The sequence below is a fragment of the Mucilaginibacter sp. P2_A4 genome (assembly GCF_056405015.1).
Map to the genome: position 1 here is coordinate 21,945 of NZ_JBFUCX010000023.1, position 25,846 is coordinate 47,790.

34 protein-coding genes are annotated in these 25,846 nt (G+C 43.0%); 20 read left to right on the forward strand and 14 right to left on the reverse strand.

From position 1 onward, the window contains the following. Window positions 1–2 precede the first annotated feature (2 nt). The 11 genes from AC1DYB_RS28785 to AC1DYB_RS28835 all read left to right on the forward strand — a co-directional run bounded on the left by AC1DYB_RS28785 (window position 3) and on the right by AC1DYB_RS28835 (window position 10,144). On the forward strand, window positions 3–2,492 hold the full coding sequence (locus tag AC1DYB_RS28785) for a TraG family conjugative transposon ATPase (RefSeq protein ID WP_477440159.1): 2,490 nt from the start codon (window positions 3–5) through the stop codon (window positions 2,490–2,492). Window positions 2,493–2,507: 15 nt separating this feature from the next. Next, the gene (locus tag AC1DYB_RS28790) at window positions 2,508–2,882 is read left to right on the forward strand and encodes a hypothetical protein (RefSeq protein WP_477440161.1); all 375 of its coding nucleotides are present in this window, start codon (window positions 2,508–2,510) and stop codon (window positions 2,880–2,882) included. 59 nt (window positions 2,883–2,941) lie between these two features. Further along, entirely contained in the window at window positions 2,942–3,625 is a 684-nt protein-coding gene (locus tag AC1DYB_RS28795; protein WP_477440163.1) for a conjugal transfer protein TraI, read from the forward strand. Continuing rightward, on the forward strand, window positions 3,612–4,304 hold the full coding sequence (locus AC1DYB_RS28800) for a hypothetical protein (protein WP_477440165.1): 693 nt from the start codon (window positions 3,612–3,614) through the stop codon (window positions 4,302–4,304). The genes AC1DYB_RS28795 and AC1DYB_RS28800 overlap by 14 nt, the downstream gene beginning before the upstream one ends. Before the next feature lie 7 nt (window positions 4,305–4,311). Beyond that, window positions 4,312–4,959: a TerB family tellurite resistance protein gene (locus tag AC1DYB_RS28805; protein WP_477440167.1), complete on the forward strand. Its 648-nt coding sequence runs from the start codon at window positions 4,312–4,314 to the stop codon at window positions 4,957–4,959. 64 nt (window positions 4,960–5,023) lie between these two features. Beyond that, window positions 5,024–6,229 carry a conjugative transposon protein TraJ gene (traJ, locus tag AC1DYB_RS28810; protein ID WP_477440169.1) on the forward strand — a complete coding sequence of 402 codons (1,206 nt, stop codon included), beginning with the start codon at window positions 5,024–5,026 and terminating at the stop codon, window positions 6,227–6,229. 24 nt (window positions 6,230–6,253) lie between these two features. Further along, a complete protein-coding gene (gene traK, locus AC1DYB_RS28815; protein ID WP_477440171.1) occupies window positions 6,254–6,871 on the forward strand; it encodes a conjugative transposon protein TraK in 618 nt (205 codons plus the stop codon). Between the two features lie 2 nt (window positions 6,872–6,873). Further along, the gene (locus AC1DYB_RS28820) at window positions 6,874–7,218 is read left to right on the forward strand and encodes a hypothetical protein (RefSeq protein WP_477440173.1); all 345 of its coding nucleotides are present in this window, start codon (window positions 6,874–6,876) and stop codon (window positions 7,216–7,218) included. A 3-nt stretch (window positions 7,219–7,221) separates the two neighbouring features. Further along, on the forward strand, window positions 7,222–8,502 hold the full coding sequence (traM, locus tag AC1DYB_RS28825) for a conjugative transposon protein TraM (RefSeq protein WP_477440175.1): 1,281 nt from the start codon (window positions 7,222–7,224) through the stop codon (window positions 8,500–8,502). An 11-nt stretch (window positions 8,503–8,513) separates the two neighbouring features. Continuing rightward, entirely contained in the window at window positions 8,514–9,341 is an 828-nt protein-coding gene (locus AC1DYB_RS28830) for a DUF4138 domain-containing protein (protein ID WP_477440177.1), read from the forward strand. 32 nt (window positions 9,342–9,373) lie between these two features. After that, window positions 9,374–10,144: a hypothetical protein gene (locus tag AC1DYB_RS28835; protein WP_477440179.1), complete on the forward strand. Its 771-nt coding sequence runs from the start codon at window positions 9,374–9,376 to the stop codon at window positions 10,142–10,144. 567 nt (window positions 10,145–10,711) lie between these two features. On the opposite strand, the gene AC1DYB_RS28840 is transcribed toward AC1DYB_RS28835, so the two are convergent. The 4 genes from AC1DYB_RS28840 to AC1DYB_RS28855 are packed head-to-tail and all read right to left on the reverse strand — an operon-like array spanning window position 10,712 to window position 12,001. Continuing rightward, on the reverse strand, window positions 10,712–11,035 hold the full coding sequence (locus AC1DYB_RS28840; RefSeq protein WP_477440181.1) for a hypothetical protein: 324 nt from the start codon (window positions 11,033–11,035) through the stop codon (window positions 10,712–10,714). Between the two features lie 25 nt (window positions 11,036–11,060). Continuing rightward, window positions 11,061–11,252 carry a hypothetical protein gene (locus AC1DYB_RS28845; RefSeq protein ID WP_477440183.1) on the reverse strand — a complete coding sequence of 64 codons (192 nt, stop codon included), beginning with the start codon at window positions 11,250–11,252 and terminating at the stop codon, window positions 11,061–11,063. A 15-nt stretch (window positions 11,253–11,267) separates the two neighbouring features. After that, entirely contained in the window at window positions 11,268–11,501 is a 234-nt protein-coding gene (locus AC1DYB_RS28850; protein ID WP_477440185.1) for a YtxH domain-containing protein, read from the reverse strand. 44 nt (window positions 11,502–11,545) lie between these two features. Beyond that, window positions 11,546–12,001, reverse strand: coding sequence for a hypothetical protein (locus AC1DYB_RS28855; protein ID WP_477440187.1), 456 nt, complete (start codon window positions 11,999–12,001; stop codon window positions 11,546–11,548). 231 nt (window positions 12,002–12,232) lie between these two features. Between AC1DYB_RS28855 and AC1DYB_RS28860 the strand changes: the two genes are divergently transcribed. Next, window positions 12,233–12,487: a hypothetical protein gene (locus AC1DYB_RS28860; protein ID WP_477440189.1), complete on the forward strand. Its 255-nt coding sequence runs from the start codon at window positions 12,233–12,235 to the stop codon at window positions 12,485–12,487. Window positions 12,488–12,490: 3 nt separating this feature from the next. Further along, on the forward strand, window positions 12,491–13,417 hold the full coding sequence (locus AC1DYB_RS28865; protein ID WP_477440191.1) for an SOS response-associated peptidase: 927 nt from the start codon (window positions 12,491–12,493) through the stop codon (window positions 13,415–13,417). 5 nt (window positions 13,418–13,422) lie between these two features. On the opposite strand, the gene AC1DYB_RS28870 is transcribed toward AC1DYB_RS28865, so the two are convergent. The 4 genes from AC1DYB_RS28870 to AC1DYB_RS28885 are packed head-to-tail and all read right to left on the reverse strand — an operon-like array spanning window position 13,423 to window position 19,198. Continuing rightward, a complete protein-coding gene (locus AC1DYB_RS28870) occupies window positions 13,423–16,626 on the reverse strand; it encodes an error-prone DNA polymerase (protein WP_477440193.1) in 3,204 nt (1,067 codons plus the stop codon). Further along, the gene (locus tag AC1DYB_RS28875; protein WP_477440195.1) at window positions 16,623–18,125 is read right to left on the reverse strand and encodes a Y-family DNA polymerase; all 1,503 of its coding nucleotides are present in this window, start codon (window positions 18,123–18,125) and stop codon (window positions 16,623–16,625) included. Before AC1DYB_RS28875 ends, AC1DYB_RS28870 begins: the two co-directional genes overlap by 4 nt. Then, entirely contained in the window at window positions 18,118–18,843 is a 726-nt protein-coding gene (locus AC1DYB_RS28880; RefSeq protein ID WP_477440197.1) for an ImuA family protein, read from the reverse strand. Before AC1DYB_RS28880 ends, AC1DYB_RS28875 begins: the two co-directional genes overlap by 8 nt. 10 nt (window positions 18,844–18,853) lie before the next feature. After that, window positions 18,854–19,198, reverse strand: a complete 345-nt coding sequence (locus AC1DYB_RS28885; RefSeq protein ID WP_477440199.1) for a hypothetical protein — start codon at window positions 19,196–19,198, stop codon at window positions 18,854–18,856. Window positions 19,199–19,286: 88 nt separating this feature from the next. On the opposite strand from AC1DYB_RS28885, the gene AC1DYB_RS28890 reads away from it, so the two are divergent. Beyond that, entirely contained in the window at window positions 19,287–19,556 is a 270-nt protein-coding gene (locus AC1DYB_RS28890; RefSeq protein WP_477440201.1) for a hypothetical protein, read from the forward strand. Here AC1DYB_RS28890 and AC1DYB_RS28895 read toward each other — a convergent pair. The 6 genes from AC1DYB_RS28895 to AC1DYB_RS28920 all read right to left on the reverse strand — a co-directional run bounded on the left by AC1DYB_RS28895 (window position 19,553) and on the right by AC1DYB_RS28920 (window position 22,477). Then, window positions 19,553–20,158 carry a hypothetical protein gene (locus tag AC1DYB_RS28895; RefSeq protein WP_477440203.1) on the reverse strand — a complete coding sequence of 202 codons (606 nt, stop codon included), beginning with the start codon at window positions 20,156–20,158 and terminating at the stop codon, window positions 19,553–19,555. The genes AC1DYB_RS28890 and AC1DYB_RS28895 overlap by 4 nt on opposite strands. 46 nt (window positions 20,159–20,204) lie before the next feature. After that, the gene (locus tag AC1DYB_RS28900; protein ID WP_477440205.1) at window positions 20,205–20,621 is read right to left on the reverse strand and encodes a DUF1810 domain-containing protein; all 417 of its coding nucleotides are present in this window, start codon (window positions 20,619–20,621) and stop codon (window positions 20,205–20,207) included. Further along, on the reverse strand, window positions 20,614–20,805 hold the full coding sequence (locus AC1DYB_RS28905) for a DUF2188 domain-containing protein (protein WP_477440207.1): 192 nt from the start codon (window positions 20,803–20,805) through the stop codon (window positions 20,614–20,616). The genes AC1DYB_RS28900 and AC1DYB_RS28905 overlap by 8 nt, the downstream gene beginning before the upstream one ends. 17 nt (window positions 20,806–20,822) lie before the next feature. Next, window positions 20,823–21,320: a hypothetical protein gene (locus AC1DYB_RS28910; RefSeq protein ID WP_477440209.1), complete on the reverse strand. Its 498-nt coding sequence runs from the start codon at window positions 21,318–21,320 to the stop codon at window positions 20,823–20,825. 129 nt (window positions 21,321–21,449) lie between these two features. Continuing rightward, a complete protein-coding gene (locus AC1DYB_RS28915; RefSeq protein ID WP_477440211.1) occupies window positions 21,450–22,223 on the reverse strand; it encodes a DNA-formamidopyrimidine glycosylase family protein in 774 nt (257 codons plus the stop codon). A 32-nt stretch (window positions 22,224–22,255) separates the two neighbouring features. After that, window positions 22,256–22,477 carry a hypothetical protein gene (locus tag AC1DYB_RS28920; protein WP_477440213.1) on the reverse strand — a complete coding sequence of 74 codons (222 nt, stop codon included), beginning with the start codon at window positions 22,475–22,477 and terminating at the stop codon, window positions 22,256–22,258. Between the two features lie 166 nt (window positions 22,478–22,643). Between AC1DYB_RS28920 and AC1DYB_RS28925 the strand changes: the two genes are divergently transcribed. The 6 genes from AC1DYB_RS28925 to AC1DYB_RS28950 all read left to right on the forward strand — a co-directional run bounded on the left by AC1DYB_RS28925 (window position 22,644) and on the right by AC1DYB_RS28950 (window position 25,844). Then, window positions 22,644–23,540: a DUF72 domain-containing protein gene (locus tag AC1DYB_RS28925; protein WP_477440215.1), complete on the forward strand. Its 897-nt coding sequence runs from the start codon at window positions 22,644–22,646 to the stop codon at window positions 23,538–23,540. A 102-nt stretch (window positions 23,541–23,642) separates the two neighbouring features. Next, window positions 23,643–23,915 carry a hypothetical protein gene (locus tag AC1DYB_RS28930; RefSeq protein ID WP_477440217.1) on the forward strand — a complete coding sequence of 91 codons (273 nt, stop codon included), beginning with the start codon at window positions 23,643–23,645 and terminating at the stop codon, window positions 23,913–23,915. After that, window positions 23,912–24,682, forward strand: coding sequence for a non-homologous end joining protein Ku (gene ku / locus AC1DYB_RS28935; RefSeq protein ID WP_477440219.1), 771 nt, complete (start codon window positions 23,912–23,914; stop codon window positions 24,680–24,682). The genes AC1DYB_RS28930 and ku overlap by 4 nt, the downstream gene beginning before the upstream one ends. A 1-nt stretch (window position 24,683) precedes the next feature. Further along, window positions 24,684–25,025, forward strand: coding sequence for a hypothetical protein (locus AC1DYB_RS28940; RefSeq protein WP_477440221.1), 342 nt, complete (start codon window positions 24,684–24,686; stop codon window positions 25,023–25,025). A gap of 36 nt (window positions 25,026–25,061) precedes the next feature. After that, the gene (locus AC1DYB_RS28945) at window positions 25,062–25,304 is read left to right on the forward strand and encodes a hypothetical protein (protein WP_477440223.1); all 243 of its coding nucleotides are present in this window, start codon (window positions 25,062–25,064) and stop codon (window positions 25,302–25,304) included. Window positions 25,305–25,307: 3 nt separating this feature from the next. Then, window positions 25,308–25,844, forward strand: a complete 537-nt coding sequence (locus tag AC1DYB_RS28950; RefSeq protein WP_477440225.1) for a lipocalin family protein — start codon at window positions 25,308–25,310, stop codon at window positions 25,842–25,844. The last annotated feature ends 2 nt before the right edge of the window (window positions 25,845–25,846 follow it).

Genomic DNA, 25,846 nt, shown 5'->3' on the forward strand with positions numbered 1-25,846 from the left:
ACATGACTACACATAGTAGAGCAGAACAGGTTTTTCCTGTGTACAAGGTAGAACACCAATGTATGGTCTCGGTGCAAGGTGATTTGACCATCGGCTATTCGGTAAACCTTCCGGAAATATTTACATTGTCCAACGACGAGTACCTTGCATTCCACGAGGTCCTGATCAAAGCACTAAAATTACTGCCTAAAAACAGTGTGTTCCATAAACAGGATTGGTTTGTGGGTGAGCAGCACGAAGCAGTATTTGCAAAGAGTAGCGGCGCAAACGTTAATACTTTTCTTTCTCATTCAAGTGAGCGTTATTTTAACGAACGAGCGTACCTGCACCATCATTGCCATATCTATCTAACGAAGAAGCCGGATAAATTTAAACAGTATTCCAGTGCCACCAGCATATTGATGCGTAAACGGATTGTTCCTTTACAAACTACCTGCGATGAATTATTCCGTGATTTTTTGGATAGTGCGGGGCAGTTAGTTCGGGTGTTGGAAGATAGCGGTTTAATCTCTTTAAAAAGGTTAACTGATGATGAATTAACAGGTACCCTTCAAACCCCTGGGGTCTTGGAACAATATTGTTTCCTTTTAAATAAAGACCAAGCCCCGGTTTTAAAAGATATTCATATCGAAAACGAGATTAGAATTGGCGACAACCATTGCCACCTTTATACCCTTAGTGATGTGGAAGATCTCCCGGCGCTTTGCGGCCCACGAATCACTTATGATAAATACAGTACAGATAAAACAAAATTCAGTACAGGCTTCGCCTCGCCAATAGGAACTTTGCTTAAATGTAATCACTTGTATAATCAATACATTTTTATAGGTGACGGTCAGCAAACTTTAAAGAAACTGGAAGCGAAGAAATTGAGGCTTCAATCACTTTCAGCCTATTCCCGCGAAAATGCCATTGGAAGGGATGCCACACATGATTTTTTAAATGAAGCGATTAGCCAGCAACGGTTACCTGTGAAAGCGCACTTTAATATTTTGGCATGGACGGATAATGCTGCCAGTTTAAAGGATCTTAAAAATAAGGTCAGCTCATCATTGGCGCAGATGGATGCACAGCCAAAACAGGAAACCGACGGAGCAGCTCAAATTTGGTGGTCAGGTTTGCCGGGCAATGAAGCCAGCTTTCCGATGAATGATACATTTGATACTTTCGTTGAACAGGCTTCCTGCTTTTTAAATCTGGAAACAAATTATCAGTCAAGTATAAGTCCGTGTGGGATTCGCCTGGGCGACCGTTTGTCAGGAAAGCCGGTACACGTAGATATCAGCGATGATCCAATGACAAAGGGTATTACGACCAACCGAAATAAATTTATATTAGGTCCGTCGGGAAGCGGTAAATCTTTCTTTACCAATCATATGCTGCGCAGTTATTTTGAGCAGGGTTCTCATGTCGTTATCGTAGATGTTGGACATAGTTACCAGGGCTTATGCAATTTTGTAGACGGTTATTACTTTACCTATACAGAAGACCAACCAATTAGTTTTAACCCTTTTTATGTTCCTGAAGGTGATAAGCTGGACACGGAAAAAAGAGAGAGCATAAAGGCCATGATACTTGCCTTATGGAAAAAGGAGGATGAGGGTGTACAACGATCTGAATATGTGGCCATTTCAGACGCTTTATACCATTATTATGAAAAGTTGAAAGTTCAGCCCGAGATTTTTCCCTGTTTCGATAGCTTTTATGAATTCCTTTCCAATGAATTTTATGAAACGATGAAGCAATCAAAAGTGAAGGATATTCGTTTTGATATTGATAACATGCTATTTGTATTAAAACCATACTACAAAGGTGGTGAATATTCCTACCTGCTAAATGCAAAAGAAAATCTTGACTTATTGCAAAAACGCTTTATTGTCTTTGAGTTAGACAATATTAAAGACCATCCAATATTGTTTCCTGTTGTTACCTTAATCATCATGGAAACATTTGTTTCCAAAATGCGCAAATTAAGCAAGGATACCCGCAAAATGATCCTGATTGAAGAAGCCTGGAAAGCAATTGCGCGGGAAGGAATGGCAGAATACATCAAGTACCTGTTCAAAACAGTTCGTAAATATTTTGGCGAAGCCTTAGTTGTTACCCAGGATATTGAAGATATAATTAGTTCACCAGTGGTTAAACAGGCCATCATCAATAACAGTGACTGCAAAATATTACTTGACCAGCGTAAATATCAAAACGACTTTCCTAAAATACAGCAATTATTGGGGATAACCGATAAAGAAACTGCCTTGATTATGAGCATGAACAGGAATAATGATGAAAACTTTAAATACAAGGAAGTCTTTATCAGCCTTAACGGGCAGTTATCAAAAGTTTACCGCACCGAAGTTAGCCGGGAGGAATACTGGACTTACACCACGGAATCAGCGGAGAAAGCCAAAGTACATGCCTACGCTAAAAAGTACGGCAGCATGCAATTGGGCATAGCCGCGATTGTCAGGGAAGAAATAGAAAAAGCAGCATAACTTAATATAAATATTATGAAAGTATCAACCATTTCTATCGCGTTAATAGCCTTATTTTTTGTTGGGTGTAATAATAAAGCAAGCAAAGGAGATTTGTCTGGCACATATACAAATCAGTCCAAAAGCGAGTACAGTACAGCATCTGATACGTTGATTATTACTACGATGAATGAATCTACCAACGCCTATCAAATAGAACGTAAAACAGGCTTTCAAAAAATTCGTAATAATATAACGCAGCTTAAACAATATAGGAACGAAAAATGGCAGGCTACGTGGGACGCTGATAAACGAATTCTATCTGAAACAGACCTTGGTAGGAAAATTAGTTTCGATAAGGACAAACATACTTTGACCTTAAAAAACACTCAGTACCAAAAAACTAACTAACATAAAGCATTTATTTAAAAATGTAAACTCTCGTTTTGCGAGGGTATGGGAGGCTTTTTATGAAAAATTTAAAGGTGAAAATCATCTTCGCGATGGCTGTAATCCATCTGTTTTTAGCTGTAAATAAGGCTAATGCTCAATTTGTTATCGGGGAAGTTATCAAGCTGACCGTAACCAAAGTCATTAAAGCTATAGACCTGAAAGTTCAGCGGATGCAAAACAAAACGATTTGGCTCCAAAATGCTCAAAAGGTATTTGAAAATCAAATGTCTAAAACCAAGCTTACAGAAATTTCAGGCTGGACAGAACAGCAAAAGCAATTGTTTAGCAACTACTATACAGAATTAGGGAAAATTAAATCAGCTATAGCAAATTATCAGCGAATTAAGGATATAACCATGAAGCAGGCTGCATTAGTCGGTGAGTATAAACAAGCCTGGGGTTTATTCCGGCAGGATAGCCATTTTAATCCACAGGAATTAAGCTATATGCAGCAGGTATATTCGGGGATTTTGGATGCCAGCGTCAAAAATCTGGACGAGATCATGCTTGTGGTTAGTCCAGCTAAAACGCAAATGACCGATGAACAGCGTTTGGAATTAATTAATCATGCCAGCGATCATCTTGATGAGAATTACAATGATCTGCACCAGTTCAATACTCAGGGTATTCAATTGAGCCTCTGGCGCAGTAAGGATTTAAACGATACGCAGTCAATAAAAAAACTTTATGGAATCAATTAACCGCTTGAAAATTCTGGCAGATGAGATCCGCCGGAAAAGTAAAAAATTACTTGCTTTATCAATCATGACCGTAGCGGCATCGGCCTTTATTTCAAAGATTAAGGCCCAGACTTTCACAGAATGGTTCGATCAGAAGAATACACAAAAAAAGTATTTACTACAGCAGATCGCCGCTTTGCAAGTCTACACTACCTACTACAAACAGGGCAACAATATCGCTCATAATGGTTTAGGCTCTATCAATAGCTTACTCACTTCAGAAAACGGTTTGCACAACGCCTATTACAACAATCTAAAAAATGTGAGCCCTGTAGTGAAAAATAACAAACAGGTAAGCGATATCATGCAATGGCAAAAGGATATACTCACTCGTATAGGTAACCTGGATAAAATAGCTAATCTGAACGATAATGAAAGAAAGTACGCTGTTCAGGTAAAATCAGCTTTGTTTAATGACTGCAATGAACAAGTAACTGAATTGCAAAATTTAGTTATAGATAATAAACTGCAAATGAGTGATGAAGAACGATTAAAGCATATCGGGGTGATTCATAAAGCCATGCAGGATAATTATCAGTTTGCTTCATCATTTGCAAATCAGGTTAAAGTATATGCTTTCCGGAGAGGGCAGGAAAACAACAATGTAACAGGGGAGAAGAAGATTTACGGTATTCAATAATTGCAATATGAAAAAGCTTATAAAACATATCATCGTTACCCTGGTGCTTTTTTCCTGTCTTGGATTTGCAAAAAAAAGCCAGGCCCAAGCGCAGGAAATGCAGCAGTTGATTTTAGATATAGAAAAGCTGACCCAACTAAAAGGAATATTGACTGATATGAAAACCGGGTATCAAATCTACAAACAGGGTTATGGTAGTATTTCCCAATTATCTAAAGGCAACTTTGACCTGCATAGCGTTTACCTCAACGGGTTGTTATCAATCAGCGTCGCGGTTAGAAACTACGGAAGGATTACAGAGATCATTACTCAACAGGCCAGCTTGATCAGCGAGTATAAAAGTTCTTATAAGCAGTTCAGCAAAAGCCGTACATTCAGCGAGAGTGAATTAAATTACATAAGTGATGTTTACTCACATTTGGTAACACAGAGTTTAGAAAATCTCGACGAGTTAACCAATGTACTGACAGCAGGTAAATTGCGCATGTCCGATGATGAGCGAATGAGAGCTATTGACCGGATCTACGGCAGCAGTTCCGAAAAGCTCCAGTTTCTCCGGCACTTTAACCGGCAGGGTGTTGTCCTTAGTCTACAGCGAAGTAAGGATTTAGGCGAAACCCACACCTTGAATCAGCTTTATGGTATAAATAACTAATCCGAAATTTTATGAAATCTCCATTCATGGAAGCTTCATCACTTTTAAAAAACAAATAAATACGATGAAAACGAAGATTTATTTAACCGCAATTCTTGCGGTATCGGGGATAGCTTTTCCTTTATTTTCCAAAGCAGACGGACTTGCAACTGATATCCAGGGTTTGCAAGGCACGTTGAACGGAGTTTATAATGATATGCTTCCGATGTGCAGTCAGTTGATCGGTGTAGGTCGGGCGATAGCCGGATTTGGTGCGCTTTTTTATATAGGCAGCCGTGTTTGGCGACAAATAGCCTGCGCAGAACCGATCGATTTTTATCCGCTGATGCGCCCCTTTGCTTTGGGTTTAGCTATTCTATTATTTCCTACAGTCATAGCAATTATTAATGGGATTATGTCACCTACCGTTAGCGCGACAGGCGGAATGGTTCAAAATTCAGATGCAGCTATTGCAACATTATTAAAAGCTAAAGAGGCAGCCGTAGAGAAAACAGATGCCTGGCAAATGTATGTCGGATCCGATGGGGACGGTGATCGTGATAAATGGTATAAATACACCCACCCTGACGATCCAACTGCTTCAAATGAAGGAGTGCTCGCGAGTGTTGGCAATGATATGAAATTCGCCATGTCAAAAGCGTCTTACAATTTTCGTAACTCGATCAAAGAATGGATGTCAGAAGTACTACAAGTACTTTATGAAGCTGCGGCCTTATGTATTAATACCATCCGTACGTTTTATTTAATCGTCCTCGCAATCCTGGGACCTATTGTTTTCGGATTGGCTGTTTTCGACGGATTTCAGCATACGCTCACCGTTTGGCTGGCTAAATATATTAACGTTTTTCTGTGGCTACCAGTTGGGAATATATTTGGTGCCATCATTGGGAAGGTGCAGGAAAATATGCTAAAACTTGATATTACACAGGTACAAAGTTCCGGTGATACATTTTTCAGCTCCACTGATACGGCTTACCTTATATTCTTGATTATCGGGATCATCGGGTATTTCACCGTTCCAAGTGTCGCTAATTACATCGTCAATGCAGGGGGCGGTAATGGTTTGTTGCAAAAAGTAAATAGCATAGTTAGCAGTACCAGTCAATCTGTAATGAGCGCCGGTGGCGGCATGTCGGCTGATGCGTTCGGTAACCAAAGATCCAATACAAGCGCTAGTATGGCCGACAGCTCGGTTTCCAAACCATATTTTCAGGATAGGGGACAAAATGTAAGTCAGCAGGAATCTAAAATCAATCCCCAAAAAATTTAATCATTCACCTTTAATATCTCCAATATGTTTTCACAACTCAAAAATATAGATACCGCTTTTAAGCATATCAAACTGTTTAGTTACCTGCTCATTGCCGCATGTACCCTTATTTCCTGCTTTGCACTTTATAGAAGTTATCAGGCGGCAAGCATTGCTGGTAACCACATCTATGTCCTGGCTAATGGCAAAGCATTGGAAGCTTTTGCCGCAGACCGTAAGGATAACATCCCAATTGAAGCTAAAGATCATATCCGAATGTTTCATCACTATTTTTTTACCCTTGATCCCGATGAAAAAGTAATAGAGGCCAATATTGGTAAAGCGCTTTACCTCGCCGATGAAAGTGCCAGAAATCAATATAATGACTTGAAAGAAAAGAGCTATTACAATAATTTGATTTCGGGAAATATCAGCCAGCAGGTTACCGTGGATAGTATTCAATTGGACATCAACCAATATCCATACTACTTTAAATGCTACGCTAAAGAAAAAATGATCCGCGCCACCTCTGCAGTTAACCGCAGCCTGGTTACCCAAGGTTATTTACGCAATGTATCCCGTTCGGATAATAACCCGCATGGTTTTTTGATCCTGCATTGGGAAACATTAGCCAACAGGGACACCTCCATACAAAATCAATAGGTATGAATTTATTTAGAAAAACACAGCAGAATGATGCTGTCCAAAAAGTTAACGAACGGTTAGCCGCACTGATTGCAAACAAATTGGTCAGGTATCAATACCGTATAGCAACCGCATTGAGCAAATGGTTTAATGCCCATTCCCTTAATCGGAAAAAATGGATTGTGATAGGGGGCGGACTATTGGTGGCAGTTGTTTTAATAACGGGCGTTTGTAGTTCGTTTTACACTATCCCGCTTCGACCTGCTCAGAATTTCTCATCCGCGCACATCGGTATGCCTTCTGATATACCGCATCGAAAAAATAATATCAATCAAGTAACAGATTCTTTAACCATAAAAAAGTAGATCATGGAAGCAACATCAATACGCGGCCAATTGCCGCAGTATTCACCCGAATTTTTGAAGGAGCGAAAATTCTTAATGATTATTCCTTTACTGATTCTGCCATTTCTTACAATGGCTTTTTGGGCTTTAGGTGGAGGAAAAAGCAATAATAGCGCTTTCGATACTCCCGCTGCAAGAGGGCTTAACGCAAACCTCCCAGAGGCACATTTTAAAGACCAGAAATCTGAAGACAAAATGAGCGTTTACCAAAATCAAAAACAAGATTCAGCCAATTTGGCCACCAGGGGCGTAAGCCAAAGCTTTGTAAGGTCAATGGGCTTTGATGAAGCCAAAACAAAACTTGCCGATACCGCTAAAAGACAGGAAATAGGACCAATCGGCGCATCGGTAACCGCTGACGCGAACGAAGCAAAAATTCAGGCCAAGCTTGCGGAAATTAACCGGCAGATCAGTCAGCCGGAAACCCCCGACTATGGTGTTGGTTCCGGTCAGGGAGAACAATCAGGTGCAGATGTTAAACGGCTGCAACTAATGATGAAAGCCTTGAACAGCAATGGAGGAAGTGGCAATGATCCTGAAATGAAGCAGCTTACCCAAATGCTGCAACAGATCAATGATATACAAAACCCAGGAAATGCTAATAGTCAGTCGCGAAGCCAGTCGTTGAAGAACCAGCAGCGGGTTTACCCCGTTATGGCTGCAAGCGATGATGACGATGATAATAACCCAAGCGGGCAAATGAATGTGCAGTATGCCTCTTATGATAGCAGCGGCAAAAATAAAAAAGCTCATTCAGGCGGAATTGACCAAACACCAGGTAATACTATTCAGGCCGTTGTACATGAAGATCAAACGCTGGTTAGCGGCGCAGTAGTGAAATTAAGGTTGGAAGATGGTATTTATGTTAATGGAAGGCTGATCCCTAAAGGAAGTTTTATTTACGGCACCTGCATCCTTAATAATGAACGTCTGGATATTAAGATTGCCAGCATTCGATACCTGAATAATATTCTGCCAGTGTCCCTGTCTGTTTACGATCTGGACGGAATGGAAGGTTTATATGTACCAGGATCTATTGGCCGCGATGCCGCGAAAAATGGTGTTGGGGACGCCGTGCAATCTATTCAAATGATGGCAATGAATGAATCTGTAGGGACACAGGCGGCAAGTGCAGGAGTAGAGGCTGCCAAAGGGCTTTTCAACCATAAGGTAAAACAGATCAAAATCAAAGTTAAAGCAGGGTATGAAGTGCTGCTAAAAGACAGTAACGACAAGGACAATTAAAATATAGCGTCATGAAAAGATTAATGATCATCTTAATGCTTGCGGTAATGGGAACAGTTTCCTTTGCCCAGGATACCGCCTTCATAAGCCGCGATAAAACTACCGCACTATTTTTTAAATCAGCTGTTAAGGTCATAGGTAAATGCCCGTCTGATTTTAGCGTCGTACAAAAAGAAAACGGTTTGATTACACTAAAGGCGAAAAAGACTGATTTTACCCCGGTCAAAATAAATGTGCAAGAGATCGGAACAGCAAAAGTATATTACATACCTGTTCAATATTCATATGGACGGGCTGGCAGGCGTATCGGGATCGGCGACAAAACACCGGAAGTTGTAAAGGTCATTAAGGCCCCCGAAACTAGTTATGCGTTAATAGGAGATCAGCTTGCTGCCGGAAAACGCTCGAATACAGTTGATCGCAAAAAAAAAGGAGGCATAAAAGCCTGGGTAAATAAACTTTCATTTGCTGATAACCTGGTTTTTTTCAGGCTGGATATTCGCAATAAATCCAATCTGCCTTATGATATAGATTTCATCCGCTTTTACATCAGGGATTTAAAGAACGTTTCAAGAATGGCTACTCATGAGCAGGAAATTATGCCGGTATATATAACCTTGACTAAGCATACTACGATCCTAAAAAGCAGGGAAGCAGCTAATGTTTTTGCTTTTCATCGCTTTTCACTTTCAGAAGAACAAGCCCTGACTATTGAACTATATGAACGTCACGGAAACAGGCATTTGTATCTTCAAATCAGACAAAAAGACTTTGACGATATGCAAGCCAACACTACGCCGGTAGTTGATGGAACTTCACTGAAAATGAACGACTTATAATTTAATTTTTTTATCATTTAAATTTAATAATTATGAACACTCAGAATTCTGAATTTTTAAAAAAAAGCTTGCTTAACCTCGGGTTTGGCGATAAGCTGAACGCCGATCTGGACAAAGAAATAGCTGCAAAATCACCTGAATTTAACTTGGTGACGCAGCACGAGTTTAACCAGAAAACGATTGATTACACCCTGCATTTTAAAGCGGGTGATAATCAGGATATGTATTTCTTTAACAAATACGATGCAAGCATTTCACATAAGGATAACCCGGCAAAGGATGTTAATCAATCGTTTTACATCAATAAAGGAAGTGGCATTACTGCTAAAGAAGCCTTTAACCTGATGGAGGGCCGTTCGGTGCATAAACAAATGACCAACCTGGAACATCAAAAATATAACGCGTGGTTAACGCTGGACAACAAGAATCTTACAGAAAACGGTAATATGAAGATCAAGCATTACCACGAAAATTATGGTTATGATATTGATAAAGTCATTGCAGGGAAGGGTATCAAAGAACTGGAAGATCCTAAAGCAAAAGAGGAATTGATGCGTTCATTGAAAAAAGGGAATGCCCAGCAGATCACCGTTTCAAAAGATGGTGAGGATAAGAAATACTTTATATCCGCTAATCCTCAATTTAAAACCGTAGATCTCTACGACCATCAAATGAAGAAAATCAAGCGGGAGGAATTACTTCAACCGGAACAAAAGCCCGTTAAAAACTTAAAACAAAGCGAGCTGCAAAAGGAGGATGCTCCAGTAAAAAAGCAGTCGCGTAAAAGCAAAGTTCACGTTTAATTCAAATTTTACAGACAGGGCAGGATCTGCGCCCTGTCTTTTCTAGATAAACAATTGATTTGTGCAGGTTTTGAAAAGGAGTACTATCAGGCTGTTTTTTATGTGTCGGAAGAAAAGGAGGAATAATAACCGACCTAGTTATGAAAACCGTTGCCGTTATGCGTATTAGCCTTAAACGGTTCGGCAAAGACAAAATAAATCTACCATGATCATTTGTCATAAGATTTCTACTGCGATGGCGGTCGGTTCCAAGACCCATCATATTAATTGATTTTACAGCCAACACATATTACTTATCGATTCATTCAGCCTGGTTCTCCCGTTGTATGAGTAACAATAGGATCAGAGATACCAACTCATTCCACGCGAGAGCAAAAAGCCAAGGCTTGATCAATACATGGTATGAAACCTTTAGGACAAAATGTAAAGGACGGTACATGTCCTCATTTTTTAAAAGAAGTGCTGGAATCGAATGCCCTATTAGTTTGCCCGATGCATCACCTCACCGCTGACCTCAGAATGATGAAGATCATCAAGCGTAAAATAGTTCGATAATTCGTAAGCGTTTTAAAAAGCGTACCGCCAGGCCCAAAACCTCCGTTTTCGCAAGTAATTTAAATCCTTTTCAAACAGGTATGCTTCTTTTTCAAAAATTATTCCCCTATAGGCGAGGTAGTGATCTTCATATTTGAGCCGGTTCAGCAGGTAGATTAACACATAGAGTAAGTAGAAAGGGATGACCAGCAATTCCAGTTGCTGCCGTAAATGAATTTTTTCGTGATTGAGCAAAATGCTGTCATTGATCCCGCTTTTATCCTTAATTAGGATAAAAGGAAACAAGGCCATGCCATCTGTATTTAGAAATGGTACTACAATTATAGGATAAGTCATCGATAAGACGGAAAGTGCAAATAACTTACTGCTTCAGACCCTTCCCACTGACGCAGGAAATTTTCACCTTTGCAGACACCTCGGCGGCATGTGATGTATTACTGCACTTGCCTAAAGCGACATAGATCACAATAAAAATTACAATAGTCGAAAGACAGCCTCCACCCAATTTCTTTGCTCCCCACGCTGCGATAATTCCTCTAAAAAAATTATTCATAGAAAAGTGATTTTATTATCCCTGGATGTCATCTGCCACGTCCTTGACTTTTGTTGCCAATCCAGCGAATTGATCTTTGATCGTTTCACCAATTTTTTTGATATGCTCACCAACTCCCGGTAAATGCTCATCGATTGCTTTTGCTATTTTATCTTGCAGCTCTTTGCCATCTTCTGTTGTGAAAATATAAGTAAGCGCGGCTGCAGCGGCGGCGCCCGCAACTACAGGAAGGATCAGTTTGTTTTTCATAGCCAATATATTTATTTACTCAACATAACGTATTCCAAATAGTTCTATGCCTGAAGGTATTTATTACTGGTTAAGGCGGTGATCGCCCGGATGTATTTAATAATATTGGAATATTTTATGACATTGCTCAGGAGGTTGGAAATTACGGAACCCATTTTATCCCTATCGGCGAAAACGGGTTCAGAGTTACAGGGTTCAAAATTTAAGATATGACTTGAAATTGTAAGCCTTGCTTCGTCAGTTTCTTCCCGGATGCCTTCATCTATATTGAATTGTTGTTTTTCAATATAGATTTTACCTGGATATTGGCTTTCCAGAGCTGAAGGAACATAGGCATCTGCATTGGTCTTCATTTTTTGGTTCAGAACCTGTGAAAGTGCTGTGGGGGATTTCAATGTCGTTTTAAGCTCATCACTCACCATTGCTATAAAATCATTTTTGCCTATTTCGTCCTGTTTTCTTTCGGTGATGTCCCTGGCGATCTTGAAAAGACCTGTCACCTTGCCTTTCCCATCCCGGCGGGGAGTAGAAAATCGAAAGTGCTTGTCATCCGGAAACTTTATTATTTAGTTCGAAGGTGGAGTTTTCAGTGCAAATTGGTACCACTTCTATTTGTTGCTCATCGTTTTTTCGTTTTGCTTTCTTAAATTTGATCAGCAGTAAGAAGATGGGAATTTGACATACGCGGATATTGAGGTGCAATCCCATAATTAATATTACTAATTTCAAATATGCGGGAAATTGAGCCACCATTTAAAATCGAATATGAAGGTATGCCTGCAAATGTGAGTGAACACGAGATAAAGGAGACCCGCGTTTTTCATATAACGTTCAGCGATAGGCGGAAACCGCTCGTTATTACTGTGGCTGATGCAGCCGGCAACAAGAAATGGTGGACTTCGGTTCCACAGGGCTGGCAAACCGAAGCCGAGCAAATTGGCAAGCTTATTGCCACATATATAAGGGCTAAAAGAAAGGAAGGTTAGATCATGTGTTATTATAATGGACAAAAAGTTACCAGGGTTGAATATATACGGCTAAAAGCGATAGAAAAATCAATCCGGAAATACAACTTTCTCAATGTGGGAGTGCATAACGGATTTAATTATGCGCCCTGTGCGATTCTTGTTCAGTCAGAAGACGGCAACGATTTTGATATCGTGCAGGCGGAATGGGGATATGTGCCTGGATTTATAAAAACACGGGCTGAAGCGAATATTTTCCGAGCAAAATACACGACCCTGAACTTCAAATCAGAGAATCTTTTCGTGAAGGAGGACGGCAAGCGTTCCATGTGGGCCGACGCAGCAAAGAACCGCCGTTGCCTGGTATTATCAACAGGTATTGTGGAATCCAGGCATATTCCTAAAATTGGTAAAAATGGCCAGCAGCTGAAGGAAATGATCAAATATCCTTATCAGGTAAAGTTGAAGGACCATGAATATTTTTACATGCCTGGACTGTATAATGAATGGTTAGATCCGGAAACAAGTGGGTTTGTCAACACGGTGGCGTTCGGTATTACCGATTCAAATGATGTCATGTCGCAAATTCATAATTCAAAAAAACGGATGCCCTCCATTTTAACGGACGATCTTGCCTGGGAATGGCTCATGGAAAAGCCCAGCGAGGAGCGTCTTTCACAAATTGCGCGGACGCAGATCCCATCGCGGTTATTGGATTTCTGTACTATTGACCGGAACTACCGCACGACGCTCGAAGCTACACCATTAGAATATCCGGACCTGGCGCCAATCAACACCAGTTTTATAGATACAGAACAATTAGAATTCAATCATTGGCCAGCGGACTTAGAGCCAGTTCTGCATGAAAAAGAAAAAGGGACAATGGTTGAAGAAATCGTCAGAACATATTATACTCCAGACATGAATAAACAGGGCAATTTGTTCAGCTAATACATTTATTTAAAATTCCTTCCCTTGTGGAGAAATTCTTCAGGCTGCTGCGTCTTTAAAGGTTTTTCCATCGGAATAAACGGTGAGGCCTTTTCGTCAGCCCGAGACAACGTGAGCACAGGTTGTTTTTCATTACGGATGGCGGTAAGGTCGCCCAATAATTTGGTAATGTCGAAAATACGGCGCACGATAATGTGTGTTACCTCAGTACGTTCAACTACGCCCTCTACCATCAATAAACGTGCATGTAAGATCTCTTTCCTGTATTTGTCAAAGAGTTTAGGGAAGACAACAACGTTAGTGGTGCCGGTTTCATCTTCCAGCGTAATGAAACAAACTCCTTTAGCCGTACCGGGACGCTGACGGATAAGGATTAGTCCGGCAGTTTTAATAACCGTTTTATTTTCAGTTTGGCTGGCATCTTTGGCTGTTTTGATATGAAGCGATTCCAGCTTATGCCTGATAAAGCTGAGCGGGTGGCCTTTGATCGAAAGACCGGTGGTCGCATAATCCTGTACCACGTGCTCTGACAGCCGTAAGGTTGGCAGGTTGACCTCCGGCTCATAAACACTTTCCGAGGGTTGTCCTTCCATAAGCTGTACGGGCCGGTCATGAAGGGCGCTAACTTCCCAAAGGGCGCGCCTGCGGTCGAGATCCATAGAACGAAAGGCATCAGCATTAGCAAGTCGCTCCATGGTGGCCACGCTGACACCGGCATCACAAATTTGATGAGGTGCGGTGTAAAGTTTTATTCTCCCGGCGACCAATTTGTCTATTTCTTCCTGGCGTATGCCATCGATCTGCCGAAAGCCTAAGCGGAGCGCGAAATACTCCCCTTGTTTTGCCTCCAGCGTATTATCCCATTGGGAATGATTTACGTCGATGGGCAGCATTTTTACGCCATGTTCGCGGGCATTCCTTACGATTTGGGCAGGCTGATAAAAACCCATCGGCTGGCTATTAAGAAGGGCCGCGGCGAATACCTCGGGGTAGTAAAATTTCAGCCAGCAGGAAACGTAAACCAATAAAGCAAAACTTGCCGCATGGCTTTCGGGGAAACCATAGCTGCCAAAACCTTCCAGCTGCTTAAAGATCCGGCGGGCGTATTCTTCCGTGTAACCACGGGAGGTCATACCATTGATTAACTTGTGTTCAAACTTACTGACCATGCCATTAAATTTAAAGGTTGCCATTGTTCGGCGAAGCAGATCTGCTTCGCCCGGGGTAAACCCAGCGGCAACAATAGCAAGTTCCATAGCCTGTTCCTGGAATAACGGCACGCCGAGCGTGCGCTCAAGAATAGAACGAATTTCCTCGGAAGGATAATCCACCGCTTCTTCGCCGTTCCTTCGCCTGATATACGGATGCACCATGTCTCCCTGTATCGGACCGGGCCGTACAATGGCTACCTCGATTACCAGATCATAAAAACAAGTGGGTTTCATGCGGGGGAGCATAGACATTTGCGCGCGGCTCTCGATCTGGAACACGCCGAGGGTATCGGCGGCGGTAATCATCTCATAAACTTTGGAATCGTCCTGGGGAATATTGGCTAAGGTAAGTGTAACTCCATAGTGGCTTTGCACGAGATCAAAAGCCTTTCGGATACAAGTCAGCATACCCAAAGCCAAAATGTCAACTTTCATAAATCCGAGCGCATCAATATCATCCTTATTCCACTCAATGTTGGTACGGTTTTTCATACGGGCATGAAAGATCGGACACAGGTCGGTTAATTTGCCGTCAGTTATCACGAAGCCGCCGGTGTGCTGGCCAAGTTGACGTGGAAAACCAATCATTAATGAAGTCAATTCTATGACTTTGATCAAATGCGGATCTTTCGCATTAAGTCCTAATGCACCTATTTGTTCAACGGTAATTTCCTCGTCGGATAACTCTCCAAAGGCATCCGACAATTGTTTAACAACATCTACGGAAAGTCCCATTGCGCGGCCGACGTCCTGAATAGCGCCTTTATAATGAAGCATGGTGACGGTCGGCAGGATCGCGGCTCGATCACGGCCAAACCGATTATACACGTATTGAATCACTTCTTCCCGGCGCTCGTGCTCAAAGTCGACATCAATATCAGGCGGTTCATTGCGTTCCTTGGAAAGAAAACGGGCGAAAAGCAAATTGGACTTATCCGGCGCCACCGAGGTGATGCCAAGTACAAAACAAACCGCTGAATTCGCAGCAGAACCCCTTCCCTGGCAAAGGATATGCTGGCCGCGCGCCCAGGATACATAATCTTCAACAGTCAAAAAATAATCAGGAACATCCAATTCGGCAATGATCTCCAGTTCGTCTTCGAGCGCTTTTTTAACCTTTGCAGGTATGTTTCTATGATAAAAGCTGTTTGCTCCTTTCCAGGCGAGGTATTCCAGTTGCTGCTGAGGCGTACGGCCATTTGTGGTCAGTTCGCTGGGGTATTTATATTTCAGTGATTTCAGGTCGAAGCTGCACGCATCAGCAATGGTCCGGGCATTGATGATAGATTCCGGATAATTGCGGAAAAGGCGCTCCATCTCTTCCTTTTCTTTAAGATGACGCTCGGCATTTTGATGTAGCTTATACCCGGCATTAAATATGGTGCATTTTTCCCTCACACAGGTAAGGATATCCTGTAACTCACGACGAGCGACATCATGATAATGCACGTCATTGGTAGCAACTAAGGGAATGCCTAATTCGGCTAATAAAAATAAGCGCTTGGCATCGTCGCCAGTATAATACTTGGTTGCCGCTAAATAAAGGTTTGGCAGATTTTCCTCATAATCTTTTACATGGTGCTGAAACACAAACTCAAATTCAAAATCCTGGCTGAGCTTGTCAGGTGGTATAATAATGAAATAGCAGCCCTCGGAATGCTCGTAAACATCTCTCTTGGAGATATAGCATTTTTCTTTTTCAGCACGGAGGTTGCCGAGTGTAAGAAGCGCGGAAAGTCGGGCATATGCATCCTTATTTGTGGGATAAGCCAACAAACTTGGTCCATCCAGCAGGTCGAGGCGAACACCGGGTATCAGTCGTATATCCCTGTCTTTGGCAACCTGGTAACCCCGCACAACACCCGCGAAAGTGTTCCGATCAGTGATACCAATAGCATCGTAGCCCAGATCGGCCGCCTGGTCGACGAGTTCCTCCGGATGGCTGCCACCACGCCGGAAACTGAAATTGCTGGTCACTTGTAATTCGACGTAACTCATGCGAAAAAGCCATGTAAAAACCAGTGCTGATTATTTTCTGCGTTATAATGCCCTGATCGGAAAAGCCAATAGCGACGCCCGGCTTCATCTTCAGCAATATAATAATCCCGGTGTTCACCCGGATCAAGCCACCATTCCCGCTCGATACGCTCAGGGCCGTCGGCACCGACAATGACATGCTGCTCACCCCTCCAGATAAATAACCTGGGTGGATAATCCGGAGTCAGCGCCATCGCCTCAATGGCTTCGGGATGATCGAGTAACTGCATAGGACGCGGTTTATCCGTGCGCCATTCGCTTTCCGGTGCTTTTTTTAAATCCGCACTTGGTGCCGGAGTGCGCTCTGGCCAGTAATGTTCGCCGGGTAAATATCGACGAATAGGCGTGATGCCAATCCGGCCGGCCACCCGGTCAAGCAATTCTGCCACCTCTTCGCTGTCCGCGCCACCCTTTGCAGACCAGATTTCACTCTGCTTATCGCTGACCGGCTCCGTTTTGGGGGCATCTAAAACAAACAATTCGATACCCAGACCTGGCGCAACGCTATCCAGTTTGTTAAAAAACAATTTAAAAAGATGTTCCGGTCGGTTACTGGCATGGTTGGTACCAATAGCGAGGTTTCCATTTTTACCGTCAACCCGGTACCAGGTGAGTATAGCGGAACGCAAGCCGAGCCCTTCACCGTAAAGCCTCTTACAAATTCTTTCAAGTAAGTCATTCAGGGCGATCTCTATGGCCGGTCTTGTTTTAATTGCTTCCAGGCATTCCAGCCGCTCACTATAAGGCACGGGTTCTTTAAGCGGAAAAAGATATTCCACTTCCTGCCCGAGCGCTTGCTGTAGACGTAAAACCATATTCTTACCAAAGCGTCGGCGCAAAACTGAATTGGGCATGTATATAAAACTGTTGATCTGATGCATACCAAGGTTGCGCAGCTTTAGGAGCTGATCCAATGGCAAACGAAGCGCGGAAGGTGGCAAGGTCATGAGTGCATTGCGATGCCCGCCTTCGGGTACGATGAGTCCGGAGTTTGCGCAACGTGCTACACCCCATGCCGCGCCAATTGTATCAGCGATTGCAGGACGAACGTCATAGCCGAGAGTTTTTAAGCGGGACACGATTTCCTGTAAATAAGCTTTTTCGCCTCCTTTCAGGTGCGTGCAGCCGGTCACATCCAGTAATAAGCCATCTGGCGGGTCTGTCTGTACAAGCGGTGTATAACGCAGGCACCATTCTGCGAGGCCGGTCAGCAATTTCAAGTTACGACCAGGTTTGCCATCGAACACCTGGAGATCGGGCGCAATCACCCTTGCATCTGCCACAGTCATACCTTCCGTCACGCCATATTTGCGGGCTTCATCCGTTAGTGCTGTTATAAGCATACGTCCATGATTCGGTTCGGCAAAGACATAAGGCTTCCCTTTCAGGCCTGGCTGTCGGATAGCCTTTTGGTCTGTTAGTAAATGCCGGAACCATATGGACGCAAAACGCTTAGGCATAAAGACGGGCTTTTTCGATAATTTGAGGTATTACAACTGTTTGGAATGTTTGCTTTTTCCATTCCACCGTCCAGATACCTGGCCTTCCATTCCTGACCTTAAGCAATTCGACCCGCCAGCGCGGATGACCGACGCCGGGCATGCCGGTTCTTAACTGGCTGCGCACAGGGCGGATTTGCCAGCGCGTTACGCAGGCTGTTGTGTTGATTGTTTTTACATCTTTTCGCAGGACAAAACCGGTTACATGGCTTTTCTCTACAGCCAATTGTAATCGCTGTGATTCGGTAAAACTTAAATTTTTTGTTTCGCAAATCACGGTAGCAACTCCTTCGCATTTCAGTGCTTCTTCGGTTACCCAAAGCACATCTTTTTGCATGGGTACATCCACGAAAATAACACGGTCTGGATCTACCCCAAACAGTTTTAATGCCGGTGGATATATCCTGCGGGTATAACTGACCCATAGGCATGCGCCTCCGCTGCTCAATAATTTTTGAACGAGGCCTGCAATAAAACCGCCGCTGGCGGCAGAGTCTTCCGGGCAGTTGCTGATAAACTCATGGATCGCGCCCGTCGGAAATACACCGTCCGGAAAAGCTTCGGCTACCGGGCCAAGGCCCAGGTCATTGCTTGCACCGGGCTGCGGCGGACGGAAGCCCTCCCAGCGGATCATATCCTGCCGGAGCTTGCTGATAATTTCTTCTTTCGTAGCGGTCATGGTTATAATTTTAAAAGTCAAAATGCATTTGATCAAAGTTTAGTTTACGACTACTGTTATATTCCCGAATAGCCCTGGCAATAGCGACCACCTCATCGACCGAAAAAACGTTGTCTAAACTATACCCGATGTTTTGATCCGGATAATTGATAGTTTCAAAAAGGTTTTCTGCTTCTTGCGGAGTATTCGGTAATTGCGGCACATCTTCTATGTTCACATAAACCACAGAACTATCATTGAACGTCTTGATCTGATAGCGCATAAAGCCCGCTTCATCAGCGAGTTGATCAAGCTGTTCGGCAGATATTGTTACCTGTCGGGCGTTAAGTTCGAGTTGTAAATTATATGGTACCATGCTAGCCAATTTTGAGGATTACAAAGCTATGCTAATATTTTTAGCATTTCTTCTATCTTTTCTACATTTTTTTCTCCACTTTTGTTTTATGAAAAGTCAATTGTTTCCTGAGGTTACGAAAACAGCCAAAACCAGTGCAGGCAGGTGGGTTCGAATTTTTCCGAACGATGGCGAGGGTTATCATCTGTATGATGCAATGGAAGAGGCTTGGATTGGACGTATCCTGATTGATTCGAAGGACAACTGGATCTATGACGGTGAGAAGTTGAGTTTGACCGAACAGGAAGAACTGGCCGGCAAAATTACCGGGAACCACAAGGAGATGGAAGAATTGTTAAGTGTTCTGGATAACCGTTAAGTATTCGCCATGATCCGGCGTATGACTTCTTCTTTTAGATCGGCGTCGTCTATATCACCGCTGGTAATTTCCCAGTTTTCTTTCAGCAGTTCGAATTGCGCGATAGGGTCGCCGTTAACAAGAACTACAAAATGGCCTTCCATTTCTTCAATACGCACCTCGCTCACAATTTGATTCTTACCGTATTTGAAAAAAAGCGATTTATCTTCGGGTTGCTCTGGTTTGGGTAGGATGATCCCGTTCGCCATAGGTCGCTTTTTTCCGGCAGCGTAGTCTTGGATACAGTCAACAATCTGCCAGACTTCGCTTTCTTGTAATTGTAGTCCTTCGTATTTCCATTCGAAAAAACCGATTCCGGTAAAATGAAGCTCGCCAAGATAACCTGGATTGTTTTCGCCTGTTAGTTCGAGGCTTTCCACATAGCGTTCCCGCATGGTTTCATAGTTGAAGAGTGTGCTTTCAAATTCGGGGAAGCCCCGATAAAGCTGGAACGTGCCGGTGGGAATGAGTTCGCGGCCTTCTTCGATCAGCAAAGGCGCAGCTTCGATAATATCCCAGGTATTATCGGAACGTTTGATCTGTAAATTGATCGGAATGGTCATATACAAATTTATAAAAAGCCTGAACTATATTTGATCCTGCAATCATTTACAGCAACTTCAAAGTAGCCTTGTCCATCTCTCCCTTAAAATATTTCTTAAGTACTGTTTCAAAAACAGGGTCCGCACCGGGCACCTGTGCAAATAAGGTCATGGATGAACGCAATTTCAAATCGTCAGGGCTGCCCATGACACCAGATGCACTAATAGACTTTAATTCCAGCAAGGCAGCTGCTATCTCAATCAGACGTTTACCCAGGACGGGGTGTGCAAGATAGGCAATAGCCTCGGGCAGATCCTTGATCGCATAACGTTTCGACATTTCACTGTAACCCAGCCCGCCGATCTGTGGAAAAATGTACCATATCCAGTGGCTGCGTTTACGGCCTGCCTTTATTTCTGATAAAGCCGTGGCGTAATCACGTTGTTGAGCATCTAAAAAACGTTTGAAGTTATCGTCACTCATCCTTCTCTTTCTTCTTTTTTAGTTTCGCAAAATGTAACCTTGCCTGTTTAAGGCCGGTTGCAATGGCTTCACCCTCGTTACCTGTGGTGCTCAGGACTTCGTTTGCGATCTCGGTCGCTTTGTCTCGGATGTGCTTGGGCTGGTTCTTATAAGATGGCGGGTAATCTCCATTGTGCCAGGGCATATTTCTTCCTCCTTTATTTACTTAAATTTTGCTTCAATCGCTTGTTTGACCGAAATGTAAACATCTTCATCCAACGGATCACCACTCACTTGTTCCCATTTTTCCTTATGCTGCAACTCCGCGATGACCTTACCATCGTAAGCAACAGTATAGCTGCCTTCCTGCGCTTTTACCTCAAAGCTGTTCATGCCGCCATGATAGAATGCCTGTACATAAAAACTTCCCGCAGGTTCATCTTTATCTTCAAGCCGCTGGATATGATCAGCAATCTGTGATTGCTCTTCCTCATCCAGAAAATCCCCGAGATAAACCCATTCATATTTATCGTCCTGTTTGTGCGCAAATGAGCCAATCTCTGTGGTGTCTCCAGGGTTGTCTTCGGTATATTCACCGGCGGGATCGTCGTGGCGCGTCGCCTGCAATTGATAAATGCCGGTATAAACATACTTGTCTTCTTCCTGGTAGGATACAGGCGCTATTTCGACGTATAACTTAGTTCCGTCTGCGCGTGTCAATTCGAGGGAGGATGTCGCAATGATCATATTGTTGATTGTTAACTAATAATAAGACAACGCATCGTTGCCTTTGTTTTATCGTTCCCCGAACATCACAATTCTCCAGATACGGGGATCATTGGGTAGAATTTACTCGAAGAGTTCCTGACTTTCTGTGTAATAGGTTTTGCGTGAATTTATTTCAGCCTTTAAAATTGTTTCGCCGGAGGGGGTCAGCTCGTGTCTTGGGAGATGCACCTGAAGGAAATCACGTTCCTTCTCCGTGATCGTATCAGGGAATATCTTTGATATATGGCTTTCGGCATCTGCTAAGACAGTCTTGATAGCTTTGATGATGACGTCAACCTTCTTTTCAGGAAGTTTATTCGCTTTGGAAAACGGTGATATTTTTGCCCAATAAAGAATTTCGTCGACATAAGCGTTGCCAATGCCCCGCACCACCTTTCCCTCTGTTAAAACTGTTTTGATAGGGTGGGCAGTATTTTTTAATGCTGCAATGAGGTAGCCGTCCGGGATATTCAAAGCATCTGGTACTTTTGTAGGCTTCGGGTCGAGTGTTATGATTACCGCTTTCTGCCAGTCTGTAATGGCTAATCCTGTCCCATCAGAAAACAAGAGTTCAGCGATTGTAAATCTGTTCTCATTCTTACCATCGTACCAATACATCGTTCCATGCAGCATCAAATGGAGGCCTAGCACATGTCCGTTTTCGAATGCGAAATGTAATTCCTTGCCTTCCCTGGTAATACCTATTAACTTTTGTCCTTCAAAGGCTTCTTTCAAAGCAAATTCCGGAACCTTGAGTTTCCTGGGTACGGGTACGTCAATCTGAATGAGCGTTCCGCCTATAAGGCGCTTACTCAAATTTTGACTGAATATGTTTAAGTCTGGAATTTCTGGCATATGACAAATGTAGAAAATAGTATAGTGTGCTTCTAATTATAGTGACTTTCGATCTTTTGCCCGATCTCGTCAATAATACTTTGTGGCAATATTGCTCCTGAGGCTTGAATCCAATTGAATTGGTCTGTATGTTCAACTGATGCTGTCCACTTTCCATCAAAATATACATCATAACTCCGTTCAGCCATACATGCTTCACAATAGATCAATTCATCGCCATATGCTATCCCGAATCCAATAACAGGGTTTGCCATTACCTCTAAATTAAAAATTTACAGCCACAATGGCTGATTTTTCAAGTATATTTTTTAATTAAAATTGTCTATTTCACCCGATAGCTTAAGTTATACGTCGTCAAATGAAAATTAATATAAATCAACTATATGTACAACTTGTAGTCTTAACTGTTTACTTTGCAATATGGAATTTGGCAGAGTTGAAGATTTTGAACTAGCGGAAATTGACTTCGTGTTACCGGTTGATTCTGATTTAACTATTAAAACTCTCGCAGCGTCGAAACTCAGTGATCCGATAAGTATTCATGTTGGATGTCCGAGATGGGGCAATAAGGGATGGATAGGTCGGGTGTATCCGCCAAAAACGAACGAAAAACAGTTTTTGAATGAATACAGTAAACAATTTAACAGCATAGAACTGAACGCAACGTTTTACAGTATTCCCAAATCGGAGGATGTGAAAAGATGGACAGGTCAGGTTGATGAAAGTCCGGATTTTAAGTTTTGTCCCCGATTTCCCCAAGCTATCACCCACATAAGGCGCCTGAAAAATGCGGAATTACAGACAGCCCAATTCTACGAATCTATAAATGGTTTTGGTGACAAGCTTGGGGCGCTCTTGTTACAACTTGGAGACAACTTCAGTCCTAAAAGTTTCGATAACTTGAAAACTTACCTTGAAACTTTGCCAACAAGTACTCCGGTGTTCCTGGAGGTTCGCCATAAGGATTGGTTTCAGGATGAGGTAGCCAGACAAAAACTTTTTGATACGTTGCACGACTTGAAAATCGGTGCCGTGATAACTGACACCGCTGGCCGGAGAGATTGTGCTCATATGGAGTTACCAACACCACATACGATGATCCGTTTCGTGGGAAGTAATTTACATCAGACTGATTACACACGTGCAGACGCATGGGTGCAAAGGATTAAAAGCTGGCAAGAAAAGGGCTTACAAACGTTGTGGTTTTTCGTACATCAGCTTGACGAGAATAATAGTCCTGAAATGTGCGACTACATGATCAGACAATTGAATAAAGAACTGGGCACAAATCTCACGGCTCCAAGACTTTTAAGATAGGCGAGCCTTGTATTTTTCGTCTGGCTTTTCCCACCAGAAAGTTAGCTTTCTTTTATCACTGCCTGATAGTAAACAATAACCCAGGCTAAAGGTTATACTCCTATGGAGAATTACCCGATCACGATAAGCCTGGCTAAAGAAGTGCATCATTTCGAGGTAGGCGAATATGTTCATCACGATTATGATAAATGCAAATACAGGGTGTACGAGAACGGAGCCTATGTGGCCAGTTTTACGCCTGACGTCCATGATTTTTTACAAATCTGCCAAAACCCTGGAAGTATAGACGAGGAAATATTGCACCTATTGGCCGATAAGATCGAGGCACATCATCCTCAAGGCATCAACGATAACATTAGAAAATTAAAGCAATGAGAAGTATCTGGACCGGTTCAATCGGCTTTGGCCTTGTGAGCATACCCATTAAATTATTTTCTGCTGTTGAAGAAACCAGGCTTGATCTGGATATGCTTGATGGCCGCGACCATGCGCACATCAAGTTTCAGCGCGTAAATGAAAATACCAAAAAGGAAGTCCCTTATGATAAAATCGTAAAGGGTTATAAATACGATGATGACTATGTGATCATTGAAGAGGCTGATTTTGAGGCTGCGGCTCCCGAAAAAACCAAGGTGATCGAGATCGAAAGCTTTGTGGACGTCGCTTCGGTAAACCCGATGTATTATGAAACTTCTTATTATACGGAACCGGCCACTAAGAAAAACAAAGCTTATGCCCTTTTGTTGGAAGCGCTCAAAAAATCAGGCAAAGCCGGTTTAGCGCGATTCGTACTTCGCAGTACGGAAAGTTTGTGCATTGTTCATCCGGTGGATAAAGCTATCGTGGTGACGCGTATCCGTTTCGCGCAGCAGATCCGTGATCAGGACGAACTTAACCTGGACGATGATATTACGGTCAGTAAAAAAGAGTTAGATATGGGGCTGGCGCTGATTAACCAATACGCGGAGCCACTGGATCTTTCTAAATATAAGGATGAATACCATACGGAGTTGCTGAAGATCATTGAGCAAAAGGCGAAGGGCAAACGTCCGACAATCAAGAAACTCAAACCGGTAAAAGCAAAAAGTGACGATCTTTACGATCAACTGATGAACAGCTTGTCAGCTAAGAAAGGGGCTTAATATGATAAACCCGGTACAAACCAGTATCCCGCAGACAGACGGCAGCGACCGCTACGTGATCATTGAACCCGTACTTGAAAAAGATGGAGAGCAGTGTTTACGTTCAACAGGTGTGTTCAAAGTTTATAAAGATGCGGTAGGAGAGGAGACGCACTTGTTCACCGAACCTGCGGAGCTTGACGAGGCGCGTGATGACCTGCCGGATGAACAAAACCCAGACTATCTGGGGCATTTTGTATTTGAAAATGGCAGCGTTAAGCATTTCGCAGGCCGGGTATTGAGCATAGCGGAGCAGGCATATCTGGCGGTGTTTATAGAGCGTTACGAAGAACCCGATATTTAAATATGAACATTCCAGGAATGTTGCTGTTCATATGATATGAAGAATCCATTTAAGAAAGAAGATCATACAAGTCTGATTGTCGGCCTTGCGGTCGGCGTAACCGCTGGCATTGGCCTGGGCTGGTTGTTCCTCACGGAAAAAGGTGCTGTTTATCGTAAGCAAATGAAGGATAGATTGAAGGAAGGTGTAAGCGAACAGGCAGCCGGTTTGATCAGCAAAAAAACCATTGTGCCGAAAAAAGCAGCTAAAGCAGCTACTGATGTGGTGATCAAAGACTAAGTTATGAAAAAAGGAAAAGCCTTGATCGGTGTCGCGGCGGTGGCAGGCGTAGCAAGTATCGTTTATGCCCTTTGGCCGAAAAAGAAAATTCCGGTGGGCGCTATTGTTGATCCATTCGATAAGGAGCGGTATATGGGCAGGTGGAACGAAGTGGCCCGGTTGCCAAACCTGATCGAAAAAGACCTGCGGAACCTGACAGAGGAATATTCGCTGAATGAAGACGGGACGATCAAAGTAGTCACCCGTGCCTTCAATGCGTTTAAGAACAAACCGGTGGAAGCGACCGGCACGATCAAGTTTAAAGGAGCCCAGACACTCGGTCGACTCGAAGTCGCTTATTTCCTGCCGATCTACCTGGACTATAATGTGCTGGATATCGATGAAAACTACCAATATACGCTGGTGTCCGGCAGCGGCATGGGCTACCTTTGGCTGCTGTCCCGCGAAAACAGTATGCCCGAGGAAATGAAACAGCGCTTTTTACAAAAGGCGATTGGTTTGGGTTTTGAAATCAGCCGGCTGGAATGGATGGATTATTAGCC